We start from the raw sequence: 19,513 nt of genomic DNA on the forward strand, positions 1-19,513 counted from the left end.
CATGCAGGAACTGCTCGTCGATATTGTCGGCCACGAATCCAGGGAGCTCGATCTCCTGCTTGAAACGAAGTATACCGAGCTTGATGCCTATGTGCTGATTCACTTTGAGCCGCAGTCTTATAGGGATGCGGATTTTCATGAACGCATGTTTATTTATTTTGGACGCTTGTTCGAGCGGCATCGGAAAGAGCATAAGCTGATCATTCCGATCGCCATTTTTACGGCCGACGATGTGAAGGATGAACCGGATTCTGTAACGATGGAAATTCCGGGGCATGAAATATTGCGGTTTCAGTTTTTGAAGGTCGAGCTGCGAAATCAAAACTGGCGGCAATTTATTCAGTCGGACAATCCGGTGGCTGCTGCCTTGCTTGCCAAAATGGGTTATAATGAAATAGAAAGGCGCCAAGTACGGATTGCCTACATGCGCATGTTGTTGCGCCTGAGGAACAAACTGGATGACGCCAAGATTGCGCTCATCATGTCCGTGGCGGATCTGTACTATCGGCCCGAGAAAGAGGAAGAGGAAGCGATCCTGCGCGAGCTTCGCGAACAATATCCGGAGGAAGGTGAAACGATCATGGAGCTGATGCCAGCATGGACAAAGTGGGCCAAAGAAGAAGGGTTGCAGGAAGGGCTGCAGGAAGGGCTGCGGGAAGGGATGGAAAAGGGCCGGAAAGAAGGCCGGAGAGAAGGCCGGAGAGAAGGCCGACAAGAAGAACGGCAGGCCATCATTCGCAAGCTGCTGGACAAAGGCCATTCACCCGAAGAAATAGCCGACACGCTTGAGCTTCCGGTAGATGAGGTTCGCAAGCTCGGCAAGCATTAATCCATATTGATCGGGTGGACCCATCGGGCAGCCTGGACAAGTTAAATGATTTGCACGGCAGCGCCTATGTCAGCAGCGATGGAGACGTTTGGGTGGCAGACCGGGAAATAAACCGCATCGAAAATGTTAAGTCGAGCCACGGGCAAGGGGCCGAGGTCCGGATGCAGCGCAGTAAGCGGCTCCAATCAATCTTGCATAGCCGACCATGCCGGATGCGAGAAGGATCGGTCCACGGTTTCGCACAGCATGCGCTTGACGTCGTCGGCCCCCTGCGATGACCGTCTCGTGCACGTCAAGATATGGTATGGAAGCGATGTGCGTCATCGCTTCCGCCATCTCCGTGTGCGGACGGCAAATCGAAGGGGAGCCGGTCCTTCTGCTGTCATCGAATGTCATCGAACGGGACATGCGCCAGTTTTTCCGGATTGATCTGCAAATAAATGTGCGAAATACGGTCGCCCTGATATTGAAACGTCCAGGCCGATTGGTATCCGCCGCTCTGTGCGATCAACCCCGGCTCGTTATTGATGAGGAGCAGCCGATACGAAAAGCCTGCCGCCGACTTCTCCCGTATGCCCTCAAAGAAACGGCAAATTCGTTCTGCCGTGAAGATGGGGCGGAGCGGCGCTTTCACTTTCCCGCCGCCGTCCGGCAATAAGACCGCATCCGGCGCGAGCAGCTGCAGCAGTTTCATGACGTTGCCGGATGCGAGAAACGCGGCGAATTGTTCGACTTGAACTTGTTTCCTCGCGTTCAACTCCGCATGATCTTCCGGAGGTTGACCGATGCCCCGCTTCGCGCGATGAAAAATTTGCCGGCAGTTCGAGCTGCTCTTGCCGACAATCGCGGCGATTTCGTCATATTCGTACTCGAATACCTCGCGCAGCAAAAACACGGCCCGTTCGACGGCCGACAGCTGATGCAGCAAAAGCAGATAGGCCGTCGACATCGCTTCCTTCCGCAAGTAGGATCGGGAAGGATCGTTCGCTCGCCGCTATCGCCCATACGCTCGCTGCCGCCGACGATCGGTTCGGGCAGCCACGGTCCGACGTACAGCTCCCGCTTTTTGGCGCTTGACCGCAACAGATCGAGGCAGCGGTTCGTGACGATTTTGCACAAATACGCTTTCTTGTTGAGAATGGGCTCGGCTGCCGCTGCTTCGCTGAAGGAAAGAAAAGCTTCCTGCACGATGTCTTCCGCATCCATGACGCTCCCCATCATGCGGTAGGCCAGTGAAAATAGCAGCGGTTTGTAAGTGTGATACAGCTGGTCGGTCTCCATGATATGTCCCTCGCTCTCAAAGCAATACCGAAGCAGTTTGCACAATGTGAAGGGCTGCGCGTCTGGCGCTGGCGAAAGACGCATCGACGAGAAACTCGCCGTGGCCAGCCCAATCTCCAGCCACATAGAGGCCGCCGATTTGCGGCACTGCCGGGCCCGGCAGCTCTTGCCGGCCCGGATGGTCGAAATCGTGCACCACCGTCATTTTCGGCAAATATTGCCGGGCAGTGACGTGTTGACGCCATCCGGGCTGCAGCGTATCGAGCGTCTTTTCCAGCAGCGCTTCATCTGCTTTGGCGTCGCCACGGTGCACTCCGTTATATTTGATCAAGTGCACGGCAGAAGTGCCGTCATCGCTCATTTTGGCCGCTCTCGATTGGTTCGAGAACAGCAGCGGCTCGTCGATGCCCATCGCAAACTGATGATTCGCATGGGGCAGCGTCCGCAGGCCGAGATCAAGGCAGGCTGCCTGGATCGGCAGCGCCTGCTCCTTCCATATTCGCAGCGAAGTGCGCTCCGCCTCCTTGACCATGCGGAAGGCCTCGGCGGGGGGAGCGGTGACGATGACGGCACCAGCCTCCAGCAAAGTCCCGTCCGAACAGCGTACTTGCCGAACTTGCCCACCATGGTGTACGATTTCGGTTACGTTCTTCCCGGAGAGCATAACCGCGCCGTACTGTTCGGCCAGCCTTCGCAGCTTCGCCACCATCGTCTCCCAGCCGCCGTCCAGGTACAGAACGGATTCCGTCAGCGCTCTTTTCAACTGCGTTAGAGTGGACGGCGCCCGCAGCAGATCGGGGTCGCTGACGTAAGTGGCGGTTCGGGTCAATGCGTAGAACAGATGGCGGACCATCGGATCGCGCACCTCCTGTTCCGCCCATTCCCGCAAGGTGACGGGCGGAACGGCGGATACATCGATTTTGCCCAATTTCAGCATAAGACGGGCGAACTCCATTTTGCCTGATACGGAAAGAAGCGGGCAGGCAATCGTGGACATTAGTCCCGTGGGCATCAGAAAAGGCTTGTTTTTCCATAACCCGTGAGTTGTGAGGGAAGGAGTGCTTCCTTCGAGCGTAATGCCAAGCTCCTGCAATATTTCCCAAGCTGCTCCGCCGCGGTATAGCGCGTGGCCGCCGAGATTCAGCTTGACGCCGTTCTTCGTGACCGTGTCCGCCCTGCCTCCGAACCGCCCCGATTTTTCCAGCACCGCCACCTTGTGTCCCGCCTTGGCCAAATATACGGAAGCGGTCAAGCCCGCAATCCCTCCGCCAATGATGACCGAATCGAATTTGTCCATCGCTTTGCACTCCTTTGTATTATAAGTTATAAACAAGACGGGGAGGGAAGCGATTCTGTGACAAGGGCAAAAAAATTTTTTCTTCTTCCATCATTGCGGGTCCAGGACAGCGGATTGAAGGCGCGATGAATCTCATGCCACGGAGCCTCAAATCGCGATCGATGTGCGGGCTGTTTGCCGATTGGCTTCGCTATTTCGCCATATTGGCGAAATAATCGATGAGAAAATCCCGAAATTTGCGCGCAGCGAGGGACAGGTAACGCTTCTCGTGCCACACGACCTGGAAATTGCGCTGGCAAGCGGGGGACTCAATGTGCAGCAAGTGAAGCGCGGAGTTCGCGCCGCCGCAATTGCTTACAAGGGCGACGCCCAGCCCGGCCCGGACAAGACTTGCAATGGCGGCAGGCTCGTCGACCCGACAGACGAAGCTCGGAGCGATTCCGGCTTCCTGGAAAAACAAATCGTTCATTTTCTGAAAAGGAAGTTCCTCCTTATACCCGATGAACGGCTCCTCTGCGAGCTCGCTCAAGCGGATGCCCCTTCTCCCGGCAAATCGGTGTCCTTGGGGAACCGCCAAATAAACCTCTTCCTTCAAGACGATCTTCGCGCTAATATCGGGCCGATCGATCGGCAGCGGCGTAAAGCACATGTCGACCTCGCCGCTCTCCAGCAAATGCGCCATCTCTTCGATCGAAGCCTGCGTAATCTTAAATTGGACTTCCGGATGCAGCGCGAGAAATTCGCCCAGCGCATCCGATAACCGATCCAGCGTCGATGTCGCGAGATGGATGCTCCCTTGCTCAAGGCCGGACATATCGGCTACTTCCTTTATTCCTTCGTCCAACAGGGCCAGCGCCTTCTCCACTTTGTCCATGAACGCCTTGCCGAACGAATTCAGGCGAATGCGTCCTCCTTGCCGGTCAAATAGCGGAACCCCGATATCTTCCTCCAGCCTTGCAATCGTCTTGCTCAGCGCAGGCTGCGCGATGCGCAGCTCCTGGGCCGCTTTCGTCATGTGCTCTTTGCGGGCCACCGTTTGAAAATACCGCAGGTGCAGCAGTAGGCCGGATCGATTGGCTTGGAGGGGGATTGCTCGCCGGGGTCGTTGCCTTGCTGCTGCTGGGAATTACGAACCAGGCGTGGTTGCCTGCCGCCGGATGCTTGCTCCTGCTGGTCCTGTTCCTGATCCGAATTCGTTCTGCGAAAGCCCCGTTCATCCAACCGAGCCTGCTTCTTAACAAAGGATATTCGCTTGGACTGGTGATTGCCTTCCTGGCGATGGGGATCGGCTATTCGCTTCCTTTTCTCAGTCCGCAGCTGCTGACCTACGTCAACCGGCTGGAACCGGGCGCGGCGGGCTTCGCTTTAGTTCCAGCTGCCGTCATGACGGCGCTGTTAGGGCGCAAAGGCGGCAAACTGGCGGATAAAAAAGGCAATTCGTTTCTTTTCTATACCGCGTCGGCGCTGCTGCTCCTTTGTTTCGTGTTATTGTCGTCCTTCGCGGGCATGTCGCCGCTAATCATGCCATCATCCTGATCTTCGGCAATGTCGGGCAATCGATGCTGTATATTGCATTATCGAATGGGATTTCCCGCGTTCGCTTCCGAAGGAACAAATCGGCGTCGGCATGGGGCTGCTATCGATGCTGAACTTTATTTCCGGCGCCATCGCCGCAGGCGTATACGGCAAAGCGGTCGATCAAGGGGCAAGCTTTTCCTTCAACCCGGTAAACTCCCATCCGGACGCAGCCGTTTTCAGCAATATTTATTTGGTTCTGGCGGTTTTGCTGGCGGGCATCCTGGTGTTCTATTCCATGAAGTTCGGCAAGGACAAGGCATTGAATGCACCGAGAATGGATGAGAGAGCAGCACGATCGTGAACGCATCGCCTTAAAGGCGATTGTATTGGACCCGTGTAATCGCTTTAATTCCTTCTGGACAAACCGAATCGCAAATGATAATATTGTTTCTGCAAGAAACTATAATATTTCATTTGGATACTAACCAGGGAGGATTATTGCTATGACCACGATTGAAACGGGCATCTCATCCTTTGACGGTACGAAGCTTTATTTTTGCAAAAATATGGTTGACAACGCCAAGGCGGCTGCGGTGATTGTCCATGGCTTGTGCGAGCATGCCGGGCGCTACGATTACTTGACGGCGAAGCTGAACGCGCGCGGCTTCCACGTATACCGTTTCGATCACCGCGGCCATGCCCGGTCGGAAGGCAAGCGCACCTTTTACAGCGATTTTCATCAACTCATCGACGATGTGAATGTGATTGTGGATCAGACGCTGCAAGAAAGCGCCGGCTTGCCGGTGTTCGTCATCGGCCACAGCATGGGCGGTTTTGCATCCGCTTCTTTCGGCACCAAATATCCGGGCAAAGTGAGAGGCATTGTGCTGTCAGGCGCGCTTACCCGTTTTCATACGAAGGTAGCAGGGGAGCTGCCGCTTCAGCTTCCTTCAGGCACGTATTTGCCGAACGAGCTGGGCGCCGGAGTATGCAGCGATCCCGAGGTTGTAGCCGCTTATGCGAATGATCCGCTGGTCGAAAAGCAAATCTCGGTCGACCTGTTCAACAGCCTGGGCGAGGGCGTAGAGTGGTTGAAGCGGCGGCCTGAGCAATTTGTCGATCCGGTCCTGGTCATGCACGGCGCAAACGACGGACTGGTGAGCGAGAAGGATTCCCGCGATTTCTACGGCGAGATCGCTTCTTCCGATAAAACGTTGAAAATTTACGCCCATCTGATGCATGAAATCTTCAATGAGCCGAGCCGCGATGAGGTCATCGAAGAAGCGATTTCGTGGATGGAGCAACGAATCTAATTTTGAAGCGCCGCTGTGAAATCCGTCCCCCGATATGATGTGATCCTTTCTTATCTTGAAAATTTGGCGATATACTCCGACAAAATTTCAACACCGCAGGTGACGACCGATGACGAAGGAGTCGTTCGTCATAGGCGTCTATAGACGTGAATTCGAATATGAAAGGGATTATCGATGAAGCTGGAATGGATGGGGAATCATCGCGCACTGATTGAGAAGATCATCAAGTACGGAAATGCCTACTCCAACGCCTATAAGCTGCAGCGAAGCTACGGAACCGACGTCATGTTCTCCGCCTCGCAAATTCAGACCTTGGAATATATTTTGGAGGCCGAGGACAAGGATGAGAAGATGTCCGAAATGGCTGCACGCCTCGGCGTTAGCCGCAGCACCTTTTCCAAAAACGTGAAGCATTTAACGGAAAAAGGGTTATTGGAAAAGTATCACCTGAGCGGAAACCGGAAAGATATCTATGTGAAGCCTTCCGCCAAAGGGCGCGAGGTTTATGAGCAATATACTCAATTCGTTCGCGAGCTGTGCTTTAACGAAATTTTTCGTTATGCCGATCGCCTTTCCGAAGAGGACAAGGAGACTTTCATTCGCATTTTAGATCTATTTGCCGACGTATTGCTCTGGTTAGGCGACAAGAAGCAGGAGCCGTCGCCGCGGAAGCTGATTAAGATTGATGATCTATAGCGCTGCACAGCTGGGCAGGCTTTGGGGCGATTTTGCTCCAATGCCTGCTTTTTTTTGGGGGTAAAGGTCGATGCCTGGCGTACGGGCCGCGGCATGCAGTATGCAAAATGAAAACTTTTGCATTCATATTTCCATTGCCGCTTCGGGGAGGTTAGATGTATTTTTTAAACGAAAGGCCTTTCAGCGGCAATGCCGGCAGCGGGAACAGGGAAGCGGGATCGTATGAAACGGTTAAGGGAGGAGGTTAGTGATCGCTTTGCCAGTAAAAAGGATTGGGACGTTTGTTGAACCAGCATTCGATACCGCTTGTTGATACCGCACATTAAAGTCCACGTTTTACACGAACGAGAAGTGGAAGCCTTGCCTGGAAAACTTTATTCGCCTGTACCAAATTTCCAAGCATAAGGATGCCGCCTTTCAAGTGGCTGCTTACCTGGCAGCGGATGAATTCCAAATGGAGGCTTCCAAGAAAGGGAGCTTCGTTCCGGCTTCGAAAAATGCCGAGGCGCTTAACGTGTTCGCTCAATTTCAAGAAGCCGAAATGAAGAAGAAAAAGCGAGGGTGTGAACATGATGCCAATGAGAATGGCGCCCCAAAGCATGCAGGCATATATGAAGATTTTGCTGTGCTTTGCGCTTGCCCTTTGTATTACGCTATCGGATAACCCGTTTCCTGCCAAAACGGCATTGGCGGCATCGCTCGAACCGCCGGCCGGCTTAACGGCGATGCCTTTTAAGCTGACAAATTCCCCGGACGCGAACAATGTCAACCTGAAATGGAATCCAAGCTTGGGGGCAACCGCTTATAAGCTGTACCGGTCGGCGGAACCAGGCGGCGCCTATTCGCTCATTTATCACGGTATAGCGCCTGAATACCAGGATCTCGGGCTCGCTGTCGGCGCAACCTACTATTATAAAGTAACCGCACTGGATGCTGAAGCGGAATCGCCGCCGTCGGAAGCGATCAGCGCGAAGACCTTTGCGGTTCCTGACGGCTTGCGCACGTTCTATAACTATAAAGAAACGCCTCCGACTCCCGGCGTATCGGGCATAAAAATCGGCGACACCTATTACAAATACGAATATGTGCGGGATGCCGGCGGATTTTTGCAAATCAATGTATACACATCGCCGGATGGAATGAACTTCACGCTGAAGCAAGCGGTGCTGGATCGCAATTCGCATCCGGATTTGGCAGCTTGCAAGCTGGAAGGGATCAACTTCGTATATAACGAATCCACAGGCAAAGTGGTCATGATCGCCCACTACGAAAACAACGTGGATTATTCCTTGGCGCGAATCGCGACGGCATCGGGCCTGCCGGGCGAAGACATGTCGTTCCACGGGAGCTTTAGACCTCTAGGAAATGAATCGAGAGATATCGGGTTCTACAGCGAAGACGGTGTCGGCTATGTTCTCTCGTCGGCTAACAACAATACGGATCTGATGCTGTATCAACTGACTCCGGACTATACGGCAGTCGAAGCGTTGGTCGCTAAGATTTATACAGGAAAGCACAGAGAAGCGCCGGCGCTGATGAAGAAAGATGGGTATTACTACCTCTTTTCTTCCGGAACGGCAGGGTGGTACCCGAGCAGGGGCCAGTATTCGTCGGCCACATCGCTTGCCGGTCCGTGGAGCGAGCTTCGCAATATCGGCAATGCGAATACTTTTTCTGCGCAGTCGAACTGGGTTCAGATGATGAGCGGCCCGGAGGCAACCTCCTATGCGCTCAGGCCGTACAGATGGAAAGCATCCCCCGGAGAAGCCCCGATGCTGATGCTGCCGCTGGCGTTCAACGATGGCTATGCATGGTACGAATACTTTGAGGAAATTCATTATAACCCGTCGACCGGCATCATGGTTCCCGAACAAGACGGCATGCTGATCTCCGAGGGCAAGCCGGCTATCGCGCAAGATTCCGTTCCCGGATCTCTGCCGATCCATGCCGTTGACGGGAATTACGATACAAGCTGGAAATCTGCTGACTCCGCCTGGCCGAAATGGTGGACGGTCGATCTGGGGCTCGTCTATCGTCTGACGAACATTCAAATTTCCTGGTACCTGCATAACGGGTCGGAAGCCTATCATCAGTATCAGATTGAAACGAGCACGGATGGCATCCATTATACGTTGGCGCTTGATCAAATGGGCAATACGAGATACGGGTTCACTTCCGACAAGCTTGCGGGAGAAGCGAGATATGTCAGAGTGAAGCTGGTCGATGCGGTGCTCCATAACAATCCGAACAACTGGTACACGCCTCAGCTTGCTGAAGTGAAGGTGTTTGGATATTTGGATCGGGCAGAATCCGTGCCGCCGACTGCGCCGGCGAACCTCGCGGCGACGCCGGTATCCGAGTCGCAAATCGATCTCAACTGGACGGCATCCGCCGATAACGTCGGTGTAGCAGGGTACAGGATTTATCGCGACGGAATCCTTGCAGGATTTTCCAGCGGCACGTCTTACCAGGATACCGGCTTGTCCGCATCGACAAGCTACAGCTATACCGTGAAAGCTTACGACGCCTCCGGCAATATTTCCGCAAGCAGCAACGCGGTCACTGCCCAGACGCAGCCGGGAAATGTGGCCTTGAATAAACCGGTCGCGTTCTCCAGTCAGCAACCCGGCAATGAGGCATGGAAAATCGTGGACGGAAGTACGACGGCGCGTTGGGCCGCCTCGGATTCCTCTTACCCGCAATGGGTGCAGATCGATTTGGGAGCAACGTATACGATTAGTAGAACCGAAATCGTCCCTTATCAGAACCGCGCATATCGCTACAAAATCGAAACGTCGGCGGATGGAGTAAACTATACGCTGGCAGTCGACAGGACGGCGAATACGGAAGGCGGTCCCGTCATCGCTGACAGCTTCTCCGCCACGGATGCCCGATACGTGAAGCTGACGGTTACCGGCGTCTACAACGCCCCGAACGGCTGGGCGGGAATCAACGAATTCAGGGTATTTGAATAACGCATTGCAACGAGTCCAATATATGGTATGATGGGAGGTGTTCATTTTCTGGAGAAGATGAGACGCACATCCGGCCAGATGGAGAGAAGTGAGAGGCGGCCAAGGACTTTCATGTCAAGGCCGCCTTTCGGCGTGCAAATGCAGCATGCAGGCAGAACCTGATGAGCTTCGCGTTTCTATTTGTCAGCCGCTACTGCATCTATAATCTTGTGTCCCGTCTGTATCCCGTTCGCAATGCAGTCCGGAATGCCGACCCCGTAATAGGAGCAGCCCGCGAGGATGACGCCGGGATAGCTTGCGGCCAGCCTGCTTTCCAGCGAGCGCACGATGTCCGGGTGCCCGAGATGGTAGTTCGGGATGGAATTTCGCCATTTCGTCACATCGCAGATCACGGGCTGTTCCGCGATGCCGATGCTTTTCTCCACATCGCTCATGGCCACCTTCGTCAGCTCTTCCTTCGTCATCTGCTGCAGCTTGTCGTAATGCGGATTGGAGCTCTTGTAGAACATGCGGATCAGCAGCCGCTGCTGTGCGGAGGTATGCTTCCATTTGCGGCTTGACCAGGTGCTGGCATCGCATACGAGACCGCTGTCCGCTGTGGCAATAAAGCCGGTGCCGTCCTCCGGCAGCCGATCATCGGGAATATCATAGCCGAGATACACGCTGATCAGCGACCGGTTGCTCAGCTTGTCGAAATACGGGTTCAGCGCCTCATCCTGCAGCAGCGAACGGGCCGAGGTATGTACCGTGCTCAGCACGACAAAGTCCGCTTCCAGCGTCCGCTCGCCCGCCAAGGTTACCGCATAACGCTCGCCCTGCTTCGTTACGCTCAAAGCTTTGGTGCCCTTCAAAATCTCCACGTCGCCAAGCCGCGCTTCCAGCGTGTCGATCAGTTCGGATACCCCGTGCCGGAACGAGCTAAACCTGCTGCCTGCGCCGCCCAGGAACTTGTCTTTGTTCTCGCCAAGGCCCTTCATGATGCTGCCGTACTTATTTTTGTATTCCAGCAAGAAGGGGAAGGTCGAAGCGATCGTCAAATTGTCAAGCTCGCCGGAATAGACGCCGGAGATGATCGGGGCCACCTGCTTGCGGACAAGCTCTTCGCCAAGAAAATGCTCCAGAAACTTCCCGAGCGAGTCATTCTCTGTGAACGTTTCGTTCGGCGTGTAATAGTCTTTAAGCGCGGCCACCTTCCCCTCGGCCGAGATGAGCTCGCTCTCTGCCAGCGCCTGCAGGCTGACCGGGATGCCGAACACCGCGTCGGCCGGAATCTTTTTCAGACGGCCGTCCGAATAAATAAACGATCTGCCAGTGGCATTGTATACAATGTCTCCGGTCAGTCCCAGCTCCTCCAGCCATTCGGGGTCATTTTTGCGGGACACTATGGAATCGGCGCCGGTCTCCATAATAAAACCGTCGCGGCGGATCGTTCTGATTTTGCCGCCCAGCGCTTTGTCCGATTCCACGAGGATCAGCTTAAGCTGCAGGTTTTGCTCTTTCATGGCCTTTTGCAAAGTATACATCGCCGTCAGTCCCGTAATTCCGCCACCGATCACCACAATCGTTTTCAAAATGCGACACCTCTATCTCAGATTGATATGCTCAAAGAGTATAACACAGGCAATGTACACGATTCTGTAACAAAAATCATTGGCCTGTTTATGAGGGTGGTCCGGATTGACAATAACATATATTGAATTCCCGAAGCAAGCGCCAGCCATACAAGACGGCCGCTGCAAAGGAGAACGTCAAGCTCGCAATACTCCCTCATCACTCGGACCGTTTAGGAACAAGTAACAAGACGCCGAATGGTGTCCTGTAACGGATCATTTTGTGACATTTGCATCCCGCAGCCGCTTGGGAGGAGCCGTCCGAAATGGCAAATCGCAATTTTTAAGAAATGCGGCACGTCCGGGTATGCTACTATTGAGTTTCAATGCCATAATGAAGACAATGATGGCATTCGGCAATGCTGCTTCAAGTTCTATGCGAAGGAGGATATTATGACAAAGCCTTACCAGGAATATATCGAAATTCGCGGCGCCAGGGAAAACAATCTCAAAAATGTATCCTTGCGCATTCCGAAGCGAAAAATTACGATTTTCACCGGAGTATCCGGGTCCGGCAAGTCATCGATCGTCTTCGATACGATCGCCGCAGAATCCACGCGCCTGCTGAATGAGAACTTCAGCATGTTCGTGCGCAATTTCCTCCCCCGCGTTCCGCAGCCGGATACGGACGCGATCGAGAACCTGAGCATGGCGGTTATTGTGGACCAGAAGCGGCTGGGCGGCGGTTCTCATTCCACGATGGGCACGATTACCGATATTTCTCCCATTCTTCGGCTTCTCTTCTCCCGCGTAGGTCAGCCTTACGTTGGTGAAGCTCACCGGTTCTCGTTTAACGATCCGCAGGGCATGTGTCCCGAATGCAACGGGATCGGCCGCAAGCTTGGCGTAGACATGCGCAAGGCGCTGGATATGTCCAAGTCGCTGAATGAAGGAGCCATTATGCTGCCCGACTATGCGGTGGGCGGATGGGAATGGAACATGATTGTGCAGACAGGGGACTTTGATCCGGATAAAAAGCTCAGCGATTATTCCAGCGAGGAACTGGCGCAGCTGCTGTACGCCAAGGCCAGGAAGGTGCAGATGGATTTCGCCGGCAAGGCGACGAATATTACGGTGGAAGGCGTCATAGAGAAGTTCACCAACAAGTACATCAAGCAGGATGTGAAGATGAAATCCGAGCGTACGCAAAAAGCGGTTGCGCCGTTCATCACCGAAGGTCCCTGCCCCAGCTGCGGCGGCGCGAGACTGAGTCAGGCAGCGCTAGGCTGCAGAATCAACGGGCTCAACATTGCGGAGATGTCGTCCATGGAGGTCGGACAGCTCATCCGCGTTATTAGGGAGATTGACGCTCCGGCCGCAGCGCCGATCTTGAGGTCTCTGACAGAGCGGCTGCAGCATTTGATCGATATCGGGCTCGACTATTTGACGCTGGACCGCGAGACGGATACGTTGTCCGGCGGCGAGTCGCAGCGGGTCAAGATGGTGAAGCATCTGAGCGGAAGCCTGGTGGATGTCACTTATATTTTCGATGAGCCGAGCGTCGGCCTGCACCCCCGCGATGTGCACCGATTAAATGAATTGCTGCAGAAGCTGCGCGACAAGGGCAACACCGTCATTGTCGTCGAGCATGATCCCGATGTGATCAAGGTGGCCGATCATATCGTCGACGTCGGGCCTTACGCCGGCAGCCGCGGCGGCACCATCGTCTATGAAGGCAGCTTCGAAGGCTTGCTGAAGGCCGATACGCTGACCGGCACCCATATGAAGCGGCCGCTCCAGCTGAAGGAAGACCCGCGGCAGCCGTCCGGCAAGCTGTCCATCAAGGATGCCACGCTGCACAATTTGCGGAACGTAAGCGTTGATATTCCGACCGGCGTGCTGACCGTGGTGACGGGTGTCGCCGGCTCGGGCAAGAGCACGCTCATTAACGAAGTATTCCTCAGCCAGCATCCGGATACGATCGTCATTGACCAATCGGCGATAGGCGTGTCGACACGCTCGAATCCCGCGACCTACACGGGCATTATGGATGATGTGCGCAAGGCGTTTGCCGCCGCGAACAAGGTCAGCCAAGGCTTGTTCAGCTTCAACTCCAAAGGGGCTTGCGAGAACTGCCATGGGCTGGGCGTTGTGTATACAGACCTTTCCTTCCTCGAGAGCGTAAAGCTGCCATGCGAAAGCTGCGGAGGCAGACGGTTCAAGGAAGAGGTGCTCGCGTACAAGCTGAACGGCAAGTCCATTGCCGATGTGCTGGAGCTGACGGTGGAGCAGGCGTTGGAATTTTTTGAGCTCAAAGAAGTTGTCAAGAAGCTTAAGGCGATGAGCGATGTAGGGCTGAACTATATTACGCTCGGCCAACCGCTCAGCACGCTCTCTGGCGGGGAATGCCAACGCATCAAGCTGGCAAGCGAGCTGCATAAGAAGGGCAGCATTTACGTGATGGACGAGCCGACGACCGGGCTGCATATGTCGGATATCGGCCACCTGCTGGGAATCATGAACCGTCTCGTGGATGCCGGCAATACGGTGATCGTCATCGAGCATAACCTCGACGTGATCGGCCAGGCGGATTGGATCATCGACATGGGGCCGGACGGAGGCAGCAAGGGCGGCCAGGTTGTTTTCGAGGGCACCCCTGCGCAGATAATCCATGCGGAGCAGTCGATTACGGGAAAATACTTGAGGAAGGCATAAAGCCTGCGCTTAAAGCGCAAGATCGGTGAAAGTCCAATCGGTCATTTAGCTGTATAAAAATGGATTGATATGATCCGGCTGGCGGATACTTTGACAGAAGGCATGGTCAAACCGTTTCCGGAAAAATTGTGAGCGGTCCGCAATGAAACGCCCCCCTTACGAAAAGGGGGCTTCATCAGCTTGTTGACATATTGCATCCGCCAGCTGCCGCTAAATTTTCAAAATCCTCGAACGCCTGTTTCGGCCATCCTCCTGCCTGCTTATATTGCAGCGACGAGGAAGGAGAGGATAGCGTGAAATCTGTGTCATACAAGTACGGAAAATATGGCAAATACCAGTTTATGAGAAAGTATAGCGAAATCGCCGGTTATTTGCCGGAAACCCGCTGGGCTACGAAATCGAACATACAGGATATGCTGAATAAATATTCGTCGCTATACGTGAAGCCCGATAAAGGGACTGGAGGGCACGGAATCTATAAAATCGCCAAAAGCGGCAGAGGCTACGTGTCCAAGAGCGGAACGGTGACCAGGCGCTTCGCCTCGCTCGGCGCTCTTTGTCGTTCTTTCCCCAAACTGCCGCACAACGGCAAATATGTCGCCCAAAGAGGGATCGGGCTGCTGAAGCACAATCATCGCCCGTTCGATATTCGGGTAATGGTGCAGAAGGACAAGCGCGGCCGCCTGAAAGCAACGGGAATTGTCGGACGGCTGGCCAGGCCGGGAAAAATCGTAACCAACTTTCACAGCGGGGGCAAGCCTCTGCCTGTCGAAACTTTGCTCAGCTCGTATCTCCGCGACCAAAACCGGGCCAAATATATTAAAGAGCTGGAAGCCTTGGGGCAAAGAGCCAGCGAGGTGCTGCAAAAATGCTACCGGAGCAAACCGGCCTTCGGGGTCGATATTGCCATCGATTCCAGGATGAAGCCATGGGTGCTTGAGATCAATACGAAGCCGGATAAAAGCATTTTTAACGCACTGCGGGACAAGACGATGTACAGGAGAATTTTGCGGTATGCAGGCGCCGCCCGCAAGCGGGCACGCCGGTGAGCAGGGCAAGCGGGAGAAGCTCGCGGCCAGATGATCGCCGGCAATAGGTACAGTAAGTCGCCCTTCGCTTGATCGCTTTAGCAAAGCTAAACTTTCTGTAACGTTCAAAAAAAGAACCCGGACAGATTGGCCGGGTTCTTATTGGCTTGCGCATAAACAAACAAAATGATATAATCAGATCACGACTGTGATTATTTTATAAAGGTACATCAAATCCATATTACATTTTCATTGTATCACGCCGGCGATCTCTTGTCAAATGTTTTTTTCGCTGAACTGGTTAAGCGCACTGTGATGAACGAATGGGGGAGATATGGAATGAGTTCTTTGGTGCTCGGCTTCCGGGAAATCGACAACACGCAGCTGCCGCTCGTTGGCGGAAAAGGGTTACAATTAGGGGCATTATCCAAAATCGACGGGATACAAGTGCCGGAAGGATTCTGTGTTACTACTGAGGGCTTTCGAAAAGCGATGGAACGGAGCGAAGCGTATCGCGCTTTGTTGGACCAGCTAACTGTGCGGAATGCGGATGAGCGGGAGCGAATTGGCGAAATCAGCAGAGAGATCAGACAGACGATCATGGAAGCAGCCATTCCTTCCGATGTTGCCAAAGCCGCTGCTCATTCTCTCTCCCGGTTAGGCGAGGAACATGCTTATGCCGTGCGTTCGAGTGCGACTGCCGAAGATTTGCCGCATGTCTCCTTTGCCGGTCAACAGGACAGCTATTTAAACATCGTCGGCGTCGACGCCGTTTTGCGCCATATCTACAAATGCTGGGCTTCCTTGTTTACGGACCGCGCGGTCATTTATCGGATGCAAAACGGTTTCGGCCTTGGAGAACGCGCGTCTCCGGCTTGGCAAGTGCCGATAATTACAGCGTACGGGAAGGGAACATCGCAAGCAAAAGGATCGCAGCCAAAACCTTGGCGGTCTATGCCCGAAAAGAAGGCGGCACCGAGACCCGCCAGGTCGGTTCCGAGCAGCAAATGACTCAAGCGCTGACGGATGAGCAAAATGAAAGTCAGCGGAAATTCGAGCAAGGGCGGCAGAAAGCGCTGAACAAGGAGCAGGAGCTGCTGGAGCGGTTAAAGCTGTTGCCAGATGGCGGCCGCAAGGCGAAGGAAACGAAACGGATGATCGACCTCATGCGCCATTTCATAGGATTCCGGGAATATCCCAAATACGGGATGATTCAGCGCTACTTCATCTATAAACAGGCTTTGCTGAAGGAAGCCGAACAGCTCGTGCGGGCAGGCGTGATTCAGGAGATAGAAGATATTTACTATCTTACGTTTGCAGCGCTTCGCGAAGTTGTGCGTACCAGGAAATGGGATGAGCAAATGATCAGCAAGCGCAAAGAAGAGCACCAATGGCATAAAAGCTCACTCCGCCGCGCTTGATCACATCGGAGGGCGAAATGATCACAGGCGGGTACAGACGGGACAATCTTCCGGCCGGAGCGATTGCGGGTCTCCCCGTTTCTTCCGGAGTCGTTGAGGGGCGGGCGCGTGTCGTCTTGAGTCTGGAAGAGGCGGATCTGCAGGCCGGAGATATATTGGTCACCGCCTATACGGACCCGAGCTGGACGCCACTATTCGTATCCATCAAAGGCCTCGTCACCGAGGTGGGCGGGCTGATGACCCATGGAGCCGTGATCGCGCGCGAATATGGCTTGCCGGCCGTTGTCGGGGTGGAAGGCGCTGCCAGGCTGATCAAGGACGGGCAGCGAATTCGCGTACACGGAACCGCAGGCTATATCGAAATATTGTAATGGCCGGCATAAAAGGGCGGTTATGTCAGGAAATAAATCGATCAAAGGAGAATGAACATGTCCTATACTGTTGACTTTAAAAATGTATCTGCGGTTGGTCTGGAGTCTTCGCCCGTAGCCGAAGCGCTTGCCGGTCTCCGGGCGAATGAAGCCCGTTACTTTATGACCAAATACAAGCATGAATTTACGGTGGTGCCGGCCAGCGAAAGCCGGGAAACGATCGATTATGTGCACCGGATCTTGAAAGAAGAACGGGGCATTGAATTTGCGGCCAAGCCTTTGCAGACGTCGCGCTTTCAAGTGGAGAATATCCGATGGGCCTTCGTCTTTTACGAGGATGGCCTTGCGGTCAACGTCATGTATACGGTGGATGATCCCAAGAAGCGGGCCGTCGGCTTTAAGCTCTCGGAGGGAATGGAGGTGCCGAAGGAGCTGGAAGGGAAGTTTAAGTTTGCCAGGCAGAAGTCCAAGCTGGCCGGAACGATTCGCGGCTCGTTTTTTGTCATCAAAGGGGAATATTAACATAAGCCAGATTCCGCGTGAATGGCTTAAGGAACAAAAAGAGCCGCGAGCAGTCGCTGCTCTTTTTGTTTGGATTTTTCTTATTCCGGAAGAAAGCCGGCAGACTCAGGGCGGTTCCGATACTGCTTCGGAGTGACGCCGGTCAGTTTTTTGAAGATGCTGGTGAAGTAGCTTTGATCGTTAAATTGCAGCAGCCCCGCGATCTCAGTGACCGAAAGATCGGACTGCACCAGCAACATCCACTCGAAGAATCGCCGGGCTTCCGCCGGGCGGTATTGGCTCCGAAGCCGGATTACCGGCTGCAATGGGTCAAAGCCCGTGTCCATACCGCTGCGGGGCTGTACCAAAGCGAATGGTCGTTTGACAACGAAGTCAAGCTCACATTCCGCTTTAAGACTCCGTTCAACGCCGAGGCTCAAGTCCGGCTGCCTTATGCCAATGCGGCGGCCGTCACGCTGAACGGCGCTCTGCTTGAGGCAAGCGGAGCGGTATGGGCGCAGCATGGCGAGGAGACGTATCTGGAGCTGGACAGCGGCAGCTACGTGATCCACTATACGCCGACGAAAAGCTACATCAAGAAGCTGAGCACGCATACGCCGCTGGTCGAGCTGCTGTATCACGAAAAGGCCCAAAAACTTATCGCGAACCTGCTGCCGCACGGCATGGAGCTTAACCCGGACACGCTGCAAGCGTCGATCGGCGAGGCTTCGTTAAGGGATCTGTCCGCTTATTATCCGATGGAGGCAGCCAGGCTCGACGATTTGGATGAGAAGCTGGCCGCCTTATCTATCCAATAAAAGAGGGGAGCCTTTGATGAAGACGAAGAAAGCTGGCGGATATGATCGAGGCAGCCAAATCCAGAGGAGGGGAGTGTCGATCCTCGTCCATGAGAAAAGGAGATTTGACGGCAAAGCTGAGCTGGAAGTGCGCCTTTGGACATGAATTCGAGGCCAGTCCAACCCTTGTATTGCTTGGCGGACACTGGTGCCCGCACTGCCTGCCGGCTCCTTGGAACTACGACGAGGAAGCGAAGCGCAATCCGTTTTTTGCCCAGGTATGGTATCCGCTCCATGAGAAGAACGAGGCGAATTATTACGACGAGAGCATTTTCGCCGGCCTGGAGGAAACATTTACGACTGGGCGATAATCGCGCAATGGAACAGGAGACGGCGCCGGACATTACAGCATGCTTTTGCCTATAGTTAACATAATTATATTTATGTAATTTTAAATCAGGACTGATTCGCCAATTTCCTCGTAAAGATAGGAGAATTCCCCGTCAAAGTGAGGAAACCATTCCCAGCGAAGGGGAGGGATGTCCGCTTTACTATTTTCCTTCGTTCGGTTAATATCGGGGGGAGACTTGCTTTTTGCCCCCCCATTTCATGCGAAGCGAGCGATGATCTATGTATAAACTAAAAACGACAGAAACCGATAACAGCGTCATCGAGTTCTGAAGGAGACTTACCCGAATTGAACGATTGAGCACAGAGCTGCCGCAGGCAGCCACCGAATTCGCACAATTTCATCCGATATTTTCGCAAGATGAATCCGCCGAGCGATCGGCGGATTTTTCCTTGTTAAGACCGCCCCAAGGATTTGATGTCCTCTGGATGTTCATTTGTCAGCGATTCCTAAATCTCCTACAATGATGGAGAGTGACATTATGAGACAAAGGCGCGGAGGCAATGATGCCGAAAATCAATCTGTTTACGAAATTTGGCTCAACATCAAAGTTAGTGCTTGACTTTATGTACCAAATCGTTCACGGTTACATTCGACCAGAAGTCCTTGTACGTAACGTTCCCGGTTCCGGGTGAAGTAATGTCGGCGTTGAAAGGCTTTCATTCGGTTGTTTCTTCCTTCAACCGCCGCATTGGTCCACCGACAGGAGTGATAATTGACGATCTCCGTTCGCCAGTTTCGCATCGTTTTGATGCAGGTGGCTACTGCCGGATGCTGAAAATGTTCCCCTTGTCCCAGCCAGCGGTCAAACC

Annotated in this window: 15 protein-coding genes and 4 pseudogenes; 13 read left to right on the forward strand and 6 right to left on the reverse strand. The window is 53.9% G+C overall.

The genetic code is table 11. The features are described 5' to 3' along the window. The coding region (locus F591_RS0124125; RefSeq protein WP_019537173.1) for an RpnC/YadD family protein at nt 1–829 on the forward strand (829 nt) is incomplete at its 5' end. A gap of 382 nt (nt 830–1,211) precedes the next feature. Here F591_RS0124125 and F591_RS33700 read toward each other — a convergent pair. The 3 genes and pseudogenes from F591_RS33700 to F591_RS0124140 all read right to left on the reverse strand — a co-directional run bounded on the left by F591_RS33700 (nt 1,212) and on the right by F591_RS0124140 (nt 4,467). Continuing rightward, nucleotides 1,212–2,110 (reverse strand): annotated as a pseudogene (locus tag F591_RS33700) (RNA polymerase sigma-70 factor). A 16-nt stretch (nt 2,111–2,126) separates the two neighbouring features. Then, complete coding sequence (locus tag F591_RS0124135) at nt 2,127–3,407, reverse strand: phytoene desaturase family protein (RefSeq protein WP_019537175.1); 1,281 nt, start codon at nt 3,405–3,407, stop codon at nt 2,127–2,129. Between the two features lie 190 nt (nt 3,408–3,597). Next, nucleotides 3,598–4,467, reverse strand: coding sequence for a LysR family transcriptional regulator (locus tag F591_RS0124140; RefSeq protein WP_040742452.1), 870 nt, complete (start codon nt 4,465–4,467; stop codon nt 3,598–3,600). A 2-nt stretch (nt 4,468–4,469) separates the two neighbouring features. Between F591_RS0124140 and F591_RS33110 the strand changes: the two are divergent. From F591_RS33110 to F591_RS29780, 5 genes and pseudogenes are all read left to right on the forward strand, one after another. Then, nucleotides 4,470–5,286 (forward strand): annotated as a pseudogene (locus F591_RS33110) (MFS transporter); the annotation flags it as partial. A 142-nt stretch (nt 5,287–5,428) separates the two neighbouring features. After that, the gene (locus F591_RS0124155) at nt 5,429–6,238 is read left to right on the forward strand and encodes an alpha/beta hydrolase (RefSeq protein WP_019537177.1); all 810 of its coding nucleotides are present in this window, start codon (nt 5,429–5,431) and stop codon (nt 6,236–6,238) included. A 174-nt stretch (nt 6,239–6,412) separates the two neighbouring features. Beyond that, nucleotides 6,413–6,934 (forward strand): MarR family winged helix-turn-helix transcriptional regulator, encoded by a 522-nt coding sequence (locus tag F591_RS0124160; protein WP_019537178.1) that lies wholly within the window; start codon nt 6,413–6,415, stop codon nt 6,932–6,934. A 421-nt stretch (nt 6,935–7,355) separates the two neighbouring features. Beyond that, on the forward strand, nt 7,356–7,598 hold the full coding sequence (locus F591_RS32145; RefSeq protein ID WP_169445882.1) for a hypothetical protein: 243 nt from the start codon (nt 7,356–7,358) through the stop codon (nt 7,596–7,598). Continuing rightward, nucleotides 7,546–9,909 (forward strand): discoidin domain-containing protein, encoded by a 2,364-nt coding sequence (locus tag F591_RS29780; protein WP_169445883.1) that lies wholly within the window; start codon nt 7,546–7,548, stop codon nt 9,907–9,909. Before F591_RS32145 ends, F591_RS29780 begins: the two co-directional genes overlap by 53 nt. Before the next feature lie 176 nt (nt 9,910–10,085). Here F591_RS29780 and hemG read toward each other — a convergent pair whose 3' ends face one another. After that, a complete protein-coding gene (hemG, locus tag F591_RS0124175) occupies nt 10,086–11,480 on the reverse strand; it encodes a protoporphyrinogen oxidase (protein ID WP_019537181.1) in 1,395 nt (464 codons plus the stop codon). Nucleotides 11,481–11,912: 432 nt separating this feature from the next. Between hemG and F591_RS0124180 the strand changes: the two genes are divergently transcribed. The 5 genes and pseudogenes from F591_RS0124180 (at nt 11,913) to F591_RS0124205 (ending at nt 17,516) form a co-directional block, all read left to right on the forward strand. Further along, entirely contained in the window at nt 11,913–14,174 is a 2,262-nt protein-coding gene (locus F591_RS0124180) for an ATP-binding cassette domain-containing protein (RefSeq protein ID WP_019537182.1), read from the forward strand. Between the two features lie 293 nt (nt 14,175–14,467). Next, on the forward strand, nt 14,468–15,223 hold the full coding sequence (locus F591_RS28965; RefSeq protein ID WP_019537183.1) for a YheC/YheD family protein: 756 nt from the start codon (nt 14,468–14,470) through the stop codon (nt 15,221–15,223). A gap of 318 nt (nt 15,224–15,541) precedes the next feature. Further along, on the forward strand, nt 15,542–16,213 hold the full coding sequence (locus tag F591_RS33705) for a PEP/pyruvate-binding domain-containing protein (RefSeq protein ID WP_026326863.1): 672 nt from the start codon (nt 15,542–15,544) through the stop codon (nt 16,211–16,213). 17 nt (nt 16,214–16,230) lie between these two features. Then, nucleotides 16,231–16,994, forward strand: a pseudogene (locus F591_RS33710) (PEP-utilizing enzyme); the annotation flags it as partial. A 57-nt stretch (nt 16,995–17,051) separates the two neighbouring features. Continuing rightward, entirely contained in the window at nt 17,052–17,516 is a 465-nt protein-coding gene (locus tag F591_RS0124205; RefSeq protein WP_019537185.1) for a hypothetical protein, read from the forward strand. A gap of 80 nt (nt 17,517–17,596) precedes the next feature. Here the strand turns inward: F591_RS0124205 and F591_RS33115 are convergent. After that, nucleotides 17,597–17,731 (reverse strand): annotated as a pseudogene (locus tag F591_RS33115) (helix-turn-helix domain-containing protein); the annotation flags it as partial. Here F591_RS33115 and F591_RS33120 point away from each other — a divergent pair. Both F591_RS33120 and F591_RS0124220 read left to right on the forward strand, forming a co-directional pair. Further along, nucleotides 17,702–18,313 carry an alpha-L-rhamnosidase C-terminal domain-containing protein gene (locus F591_RS33120; protein ID WP_281166728.1) on the forward strand — a complete coding sequence of 204 codons (612 nt, stop codon included), beginning with the start codon at nt 17,702–17,704 and terminating at the stop codon, nt 18,311–18,313. The pseudogene F591_RS33115 and the gene F591_RS33120 sit on opposite strands and share 30 nt — an antisense overlap. 89 nt (nt 18,314–18,402) lie before the next feature. Continuing rightward, a complete protein-coding gene (locus F591_RS0124220) occupies nt 18,403–18,663 on the forward strand; it encodes a hypothetical protein (RefSeq protein ID WP_019537187.1) in 261 nt (86 codons plus the stop codon). A gap of 602 nt (nt 18,664–19,265) precedes the next feature. On the opposite strand, the gene F591_RS30890 is transcribed toward F591_RS0124220, so the two are convergent. Continuing rightward, nucleotides 19,266–19,513: transposase (locus F591_RS30890; RefSeq protein ID WP_211217630.1), on the reverse strand; the 248-nt coding region annotated here is incomplete at its 5' end.

The organism is Paenibacillus ginsengihumi DSM 21568 (assembly GCF_000380965.1).
Taxonomy (GTDB): Bacteria; Bacillota; Bacilli; order Paenibacillales; family NBRC-103111; genus Paenibacillus_G; species Paenibacillus_G ginsengihumi.

Coding starts and splice junctions, on each gene's coding strand:
- F591_RS0124180 (WP_019537182.1), top strand. CDS start 11,913: ATGACAAAGCCTTACCAGGAATATATCGAAATTCGCGGCGCCAGGGAA.
- F591_RS33705 (WP_026326863.1), top strand. CDS start 15,542: ATGAGTTCTTTGGTGCTCGGCTTCCGGGAAATCGACAACACGCAGCTG.
- F591_RS0124160 (WP_019537178.1), top strand. CDS start 6,413: ATGAAGCTGGAATGGATGGGGAATCATCGCGCACTGATTGAGAAGATC.
- F591_RS29780 (WP_169445883.1), top strand. CDS start 7,546: ATGAAGATTTTGCTGTGCTTTGCGCTTGCCCTTTGTATTACGCTATCG.
- F591_RS0124220 (WP_019537187.1), top strand. CDS start 18,403: ATGAGAAAAGGAGATTTGACGGCAAAGCTGAGCTGGAAGTGCGCCTTT.
- F591_RS0124135 (WP_019537175.1), bottom strand. CDS start 3,407: ATGGACAAATTCGATTCGGTCATCATTGGCGGAGGGATTGCGGGCTTG.
- F591_RS0124155 (WP_019537177.1), top strand. CDS start 5,429: ATGACCACGATTGAAACGGGCATCTCATCCTTTGACGGTACGAAGCTT.
- F591_RS0124205 (WP_019537185.1), top strand. CDS start 17,052: ATGTCCTATACTGTTGACTTTAAAAATGTATCTGCGGTTGGTCTGGAG.